The sequence below is a fragment of the uncultured Flavobacterium sp. genome (genome assembly GCF_963925185.1).
Classification (GTDB): Bacteria; Bacteroidota; Bacteroidia; order Flavobacteriales; family Flavobacteriaceae; genus Flavobacterium.
On record NZ_CAWURC010000011.1, the window covers coordinates 37,074 to 44,091 of the forward strand.

The 7,018-nt window shown below is 38.6% G+C and carries 5 protein-coding genes; all 5 read right to left on the reverse strand.

What is annotated here, in order from left to right; genetic code table 11:
- Window positions 1-41: 41 nt before the first annotated feature.
- Window positions 42-2,465: an SLBB domain-containing protein gene (locus AABM59_RS03560; RefSeq protein WP_338407599.1), complete on the reverse strand. Its 2,424-nt coding sequence runs from the start codon at window positions 2,463-2,465 to the stop codon at window positions 42-44.
- A gap of 316 nt (window positions 2,466-2,781) precedes the next feature.
- Window positions 2,782-3,252, reverse strand: a complete 471-nt coding sequence (locus AABM59_RS03565) for a UpxY family transcription antiterminator (RefSeq protein WP_338407600.1) — start codon at window positions 3,250-3,252, stop codon at window positions 2,782-2,784.
- A 164-nt stretch (window positions 3,253-3,416) separates the two neighbouring features.
- Window positions 3,417-4,463, reverse strand: a complete 1,047-nt coding sequence (rfbB, locus tag AABM59_RS03570) for a dTDP-glucose 4,6-dehydratase (RefSeq protein ID WP_338407601.1) — start codon at window positions 4,461-4,463, stop codon at window positions 3,417-3,419.
- A gap of 92 nt (window positions 4,464-4,555) precedes the next feature.
- Window positions 4,556-5,839: a nucleotide sugar dehydrogenase gene (locus AABM59_RS03575; protein WP_338407602.1), complete on the reverse strand. Its 1,284-nt coding sequence runs from the start codon at window positions 5,837-5,839 to the stop codon at window positions 4,556-4,558.
- A gap of 144 nt (window positions 5,840-5,983) precedes the next feature.
- The coding region (locus tag AABM59_RS03580; RefSeq protein WP_338407603.1) for a nucleotide sugar dehydrogenase at window positions 5,984-7,018 on the reverse strand (1,035 nt) is incomplete at its 5' end.

Genomic DNA, 7,018 nt, shown 5'->3' on the forward strand with positions numbered 1-7,018 from the left:
TTATTACTATCTGAAATCTATAATATGAAACCCGATAATCCCTATTTAAACGCGGTCACAATCAACAAAGCGAGACTTGTCATCACACTGCCTATACTTACCCATTCGCCCGTAGTCATTTTTTTGGTGTCCGGTTTTTCAGGCACCACAATTTGGGAACCAGGTAAAACCTTAGGATAATACCTGATAAACAAAAAACTGTTGGCAACTGCTGCTTTACCATTAGGATAAATAATGTAGGCTTTTTTCTTCCAGCCTTTGGAATCCAGGCCTCCAACAGCATCTATATAATAACCAAATCCTTTGCCTTTATCATAAGGAATCTCTGAGGTCAAGAGCACATTACCCGCAACCTTTACGCTTTCATTGAAGGTAGAAACTTCAATTTCATCTCCTGCCAATAGGGTGACATTATTATTGTCACTAGGGTCCTTGATAATTTTTCTCCACTCCACCGGTATGGTTGCAAATTTTAAATCTTCCTTCAGTTTCTTGGCCAATTTTTTTTGAATAGTGTCATTTTTACCTAGATTCAAGTCAATATTTTCTAGATCCTCTATCTGCTTGGACTTTATCAGACGCTTGATTTTCACCCCGTCCAAATCTGCAATAGAAGTCAGTCCACCCGCTCTTTGGATGATGTCATATATTTTTTCCTGCTTATTGGCCAAAACATATTTTCCAGAATAATTCACAGCCCCAGTTATAGATACCATCTCTGGTTTAATGTATACCGCCATTTTACGGATATTGATCACATCATAAGGCTCCAACTCAAAGTTTTTTATTTGCTCATTACTACCTGCAGCAATCTCCAAATTAAATAATTTTGCTTTTTTAGTACTACTGTCGTCTATTTCTTCCGCCTGGATCATTCGGGCAATTTCTACCCTTTTAGATGCAGAACCTGTTAGTCCTCCAGCTTCAATCAATAAATCATTCAATGTTAAATTCTCATGATAATTATATTCTCCAGGATTTTTGATTTCACCATCAATCGTTATTTTGTATTCCTCTTCAAAATCTAAAATAGAATATATAGTAACAATATCTTCTTTATTCAAAACAACATCAGAATCTAGTTCTCCAGATAAAGCTTTCTTAAGGTTAACTTTAACTATTTCCGTGGTCAAATCTGATTTTAATCGCACAATTCGAGCGCGATTGGTATAAGCATCTTCTTTTAATCCCTCTGCTTGAGCAACTAAATTTGAAATACGCATTCCTTCATAAAAAGAATAAGTGTTGGGTCTAAAAACGGCTCCATTAATCACTATGCGATTTTGAAATCGATTTAAAATTTTGGAAACTCGATACACATCGCCGGCAAGCGGTTTGTAACTAGTGTATTCCGAAGATGGTATGTCTTTTACCTTAAAATCCTTACCTGTTTTTTGTAAAACATTAACCGATGATGTATAGGCAAAATCGTTGAATCCTGAAGCGAATGCCAACAAGTCCTTAAAAGTTTCTGCTTCTTTCATCTCGAAAATACCGGGACGCTTTACTTGTCCTACCACAGTAACTCTCCGTGTATAGGCTGGAATCCGAATTACATCATTGTCCTTCAAACCTATATTATCAGACTGGTTCCCATTGACCAAAAAATTATAAATATCAATATTCCTAAACACTTTATTATTTCTCAACAACTCTATGTTTCTGTAACTTCCGTTTTTTCCGGGACCACCTCCTAAGAATAAAGCATTAAATACGGTGGCCAAGGATGAAACCGAATAATTTCCAGGCTGTTTGCTGCCAATAAGAGTTACCCTAATAGTTCGAATGCGGCTCAAACTTACTCCTACTTGCGATTGTCCTGAATTTACGGTGCTGTACACTCTTGCCATAGCCGCTTTTATTTTTTGGGTGGCGGCTTCAATTGTCATTCCAGAAACCGGAATTTGACCAACATATTGAATGGTTACTTTTCCTTCTACCGTTACTGGAATGCTAGCGGTAAATTCTTGTGTGCCATAAACACTTACTAGTAATTCGTCTCCAGGTCCCAAAATATAGTTCAAGGGAGTGGCTATTTTTAGATTAGGCTCAAAGTTCAAAGTGGGATTATCAAACAAGTCCGATCCAAAAATAAGTGCGTTTATGGTGTCCTTTACCTTCTTGTTAACGATTTTTTCTTGTTTTCGGGTGATTTCTCCATCGTCTGCTTTTACATCCCCTTTTTTCGAAAGTTCTGGAGCAGAAGCAGTTGTAACCCCTAATCGAGTTCGTAGTTTGTCAAACTCGGTGGCCGACATTCCTTTGGCTATTGCCATTGGTTCTACTTGGTCCAGAGTGGTATTGTTGCTTTGCAATTGGGATTTTATTTTAGCAATATCACTGTCCGATAAATAGTCCACTTTCAGCGTGCTCAAATCAGTGCCTTTCAATAAATCTTGTGCTACTAAAGTTCCCGACTGTAAAAGGGCTAGTAAAAGTAACATGGTAGTAATTATTTTTCTCATAATGATAAGGTAATTAAAATTTAAAAAACGCAATATAAGGGTAATTATTGTTAAAAAAAGGCTTTAAGAAACCTAAACCCACAATTTCTCATGGCTTCGCCACAGTGACTCCCATATAGGAACCACCAAAAAATCAACTTGGACAAATTTATAGTAAATAAAAGGGATTTTGGCACAATTATTTATAGAATATAACACTTAAAAAAATCTAAAAATAATCGAATTTTTATCTTCTATTACACTAAAAAAAGCTACTTGAGCGAAAAAAAATTGCATTCCGCTATTTATTTGTATATTTAATATCGAATACGGAAAATCAAACCCTCTTTTTGTCCACTCTAAGCATACAGCCCAAAGATTCTAAAATTAAAACATAATGATTTTGTTTTACTTCTTGAATGGTGGCCAACTGATTTATAAATGGCCCTGATTCCAGCACAATTTCATCGCCTTTTTTCCATGTATCCAAAGAAACTTCAAAATGGTCCGGTGCCGAAAGCCAATTTTGTATTGTTTCAATTTCTGAATGCTTCACCACTGCCGGTTTTCCCAACCAAAACAAATACCGCACAGCTCCAGTAACTTCAAATACGCTATTGCGATCTTTTTCCTCAACTTGGACAAAAATATAGGAATTAAACAAGGGAACGCTTATTGTTTTTTTTCGGTCAGACCACTGACTGGTCTTAGTAATCAAAGGACAATACGTAAGCACTCCAATCTCGTTCAATCGCTCCGCTACTTTTTTTTCCCACTTGGGCTTGGTGTACACTACATACCAATTCATAGTTTCTTCTGTTTTCTGCTTTCTGTTCTCGGTTTTCTGTTTTCTGTTATTGTCTATTTTAAACGATGGAATATCTATTTTAAAATAACTTTTAATTGCCCTTTTTTTATCATTAAATGGTAGGTTAACGTATCGTAACCGACAACCGACAACCGATAACTGTTCTACAAATACTGCTTTTCGTAATACTTCTGATAATTCCCCGAAGTCACGTTGTTAAGCCAATTCTGGTTATTCAAATACCAATCAATCGTAATTTCCAATCCTTGTTCGAAAGTGACGGAGGGTTTCCAACCTAATTCGCTGTTTATTTTTGTGGCATCAATGGCATAGCGCAAATCGTGACCCGGACGATCTTTCACGTAAGTAATCAATTTTGCCGATTCTCCAGCGGTTCTGCCCAATTTGGCATCCATAATTTGGCACAACACCTTAACCAAATCGATATTTTTCCATTCGTTAAAACCACCAATATTATAGGTTTCCTGGTTCTGCCCTTGATGAAAAACCAAATCAATCGCCACGGCATGATCTTTTACGAACAGCCAATCGCGTGTATAATTCCCATCACCATAGACAGGTAACGGTTTGTTGTTGATAATATTATTGATGAATAACGGAATTAGCTTTTCCGGAAAATGGTTAGGCCCATAATTATTGGAACAATTGGTCAGCACATAAGGCAAATCATAGGTTTCGCCATAGGCTCTCACAAAATGGTCGGAACTTGCTTTAGAAGCAGAATAAGGAGAATTCGGGTCATAAGCAGTGGTTTCGGTAAACAAGCCTTCTGCTCCCAAGGAACCATAAACCTCATCCGTACTTACGTGATAAAAACGTTTTCCTTCTGTTTTGTTTGCCCATTGTTTCCTTGCGGCATTAAGCAAATTAACCGTTCCAATAACATTTGTTTTTACGAATGCCATCGGATCTTCGATGGAACGATCCACATGCGATTCCGCAGCCAAATGGATTACCCCGTCAAACTGATGCTCCTGAAACAAAGTGACTATAAAAGCTTCATCGGTAATATCGCCTTTCACGAAAGTATAATTTGATTCTTTTTCAATGTCTATTATATTTTCCAGATTCCCGGCATACGTTAGCGCATCCAAATTAAAGATTTGGTATTCCGGATATTTCTGGACAAAACGTCGTACCACATGAGACCCTATAAATCCAGCGCCACCCGTGATTAATATTTTTTTCATTCAAATAGTATTTATTATTAAAATCAATTTTGATTCGTTGTTCTCATTATTCTATACTCTTTGCAAAACCGATAACAGACAACCGACAACTCTTAAAGCCTCCCGTCAACCCCATCTCCCAAAACCCCTTTCACATCATACAGAATACTGGTTGCACTTCTTAGAGAATCAATATCCAATTCCAAAAATTCCTTGTGCGCCACACCTAAAACAATAGCATCGAAAGTAACAGTCGGCAGCTTATTTGTAGTTGTCAAACCATATTCATGAAAAACCTCGACTGGATTTGCCCAAGGATCATATATCGCTACTTGAATCCCGTAATCTTCCAAAGCGGATATCACATCAACAATTTTTGTGTTTCGAACGTCAGGACAGTTTTCCTTAAAGGTGATGCCCATCATCAAAAGCTTTGCGCCGTTAATGGTCACCTCTTTTTTGATCATTAACTTCACTACTTGCGAAGCTACATATTCTCCCATGCTGTCATTCAAACGACGTCCTGCCAATATTATTTCAGGATGATACCCTTTTTCTTGTGCTTTTTGTGCTAAATAATAAGGATCCACACCAATGCAGTGTCCGCCAACCAATCCAGGTTTGAAAGGAAGAAAGTTCCATTTGGTTCCCGCAGCTTCCAATACGGCGTGGGTATCAATTTCCAATATATTGAATATTTTAGCCAATTCGTTGACAAAGGCAATATTGATGTCGCGTTGTGAATTTTCTATAACCTTGGCGGCTTCGGCCACTTTTATCGAAGGTGCCAAATGCGTTCCCGCAGTGATCACCGATAAGTACAATTGGTTTACTTTCTGTCCAATTTCTGGAGTGGAACCCGAAGTTACTTTCAAAATCTTGTCTACCGTATGTTCCTTGTCACCGGGATTGATTCTTTCAGGGGAGTAGCCCGCAAAAAAATCAACATTGAATTGCAAACCCGAAATTTTTTCCAAAACCGGCACACATTCCTCCTCGGTCACGCCGGGATAAACGGTGGATTCATAGATGACAATGTCTCCCTTTTTTAGCACTTTACCAACGGTTTCACTGGACTTGTACAAGGGAGTTAGATCAGGACGGTTGTTTATATCCACTGGCGTTGGAACCGTAACGATGAAATAATTACAGTCGGCTATTTCCTCAAGAACCGACGTACAATACAAACCAATGTTATTTCCTGGTGTTTCGAGTAATACTTTTTTAAGCGTGTCGGTGCCAATTTCGAGTGTGCTGTCATTCCCTTGTTTTAACGCGTTAATTCTGGATTGATTAATGTCAAATCCTACAACGGGATATTGTGTGGCAAATAATCGTGCCAAAGGTAAACCCACGTATCCCAAGCCAATAACGGCAATTTTTATGTCGGTATTCAATTTCTAAAGTGTTTTGGTTTTCAAAACTGAAAGCCTGGTTATTTATTGTTGTTTTTATAAAATTCTGTCAGTCCGTGTGAAGCCAAATCATGGCGCCGTCAGTTCGAGTATCCCACTTTTTAGCGTGGTGTATCGAGAACCTTGTTACGATCCAATAGCCTGATATACAAATCCAATGGCTTCTAATTCCGACTTGTCTAATATATTCCTGCCATCGAAAATAAAAGCTGGTTTTTGCATTCCGTCATATATTCGTTGCCAGTCATAGTGAATAAATACGTCCCACTCGGTGAGCACGGCGATGGCGTGTGCGTTTTGGCAGGCTTCATAAGGGTCGTCAAAGGAAGTGACTCCATTGGCATTTTTTTCAGATTTTCTGGCCTCCAAATAATCCAAGTCGGCCAATACTTTTTTCCGGGATACTTTAGGATCGTACACCGCAATTTGTGCTTGCTCATTTAATAAATCATTGGCTACATAGATAGCCGCAGATTCTCTGGTGTCGTTAGTGTCTTTTTTGAAAGCCCAACCCAGAAACGCAATCTTCTTGTCGGCAACGGTATTGTAAAGGGTTTGCACAATTTTATTGGAAAACCGTTTTTTTTGATGGTCGTTCATGATAATTACCTGTTCCCAATAATCGGCCACCTCGTTCAATCCGTAGGATTTGGCAATGTAAACCAGATTCAAAATGTCTTTTTGAAAACAAGAACCTCCAAAACCAACAGAGGCTTTTAAAAACTTGGGGCCAATTCGACTGTCCATACCTATGGCTTTCGCCACCTCATTGATGTTGGCGCCCGTTTTTTCACAAAGTTCTGTCAGGGCATTTATCGATGATATTCTTTGGGCTAAGAAAGCATTTGCGGTCAGTTTCGACAATTCGGAAGACCACACATTGGTGGTCAATATTTTTTCAGGAGCAACCCAATTCAAATAGACATCCACCAAGGCTTGGATGGCTTTTTGCCCTTCCGGGGATTCGTCTCCACCAATCAATATGCGGTCAGGATTCCATAAATCCTGCACTGCAGTTCCTTCGGCAAGAAATTCAGGATTCGAAAGAATCTGGAACTGCACATGATTGCCAGTATTATCCAAAATACTCTTGATGGCCTCGGCAGTGCGCACCGGTAAAGTCGATTTCTCTACCACGATTTTGTCGTCTTTGGCAATTTT

Bases quoted from the DNA above. Each gene is read 5' to 3' on its own strand.
- AABM59_RS03560 (WP_338407599.1), bottom strand. From the start codon at position 2,465: ATGAGAAAAATAATTACTACCATGTTACTTTTACTAGCCCTTTTACAG.
- AABM59_RS03565 (WP_338407600.1), bottom strand. From the start codon at position 3,252: ATGAATTGGTATGTAGTGTACACCAAGCCCAAGTGGGAAAAAAAAGTA.
- rfbB (WP_338407601.1), bottom strand. From the start codon at position 4,463: ATGAAAAAAATATTAATCACGGGTGGCGCTGGATTTATAGGGTCTCAT.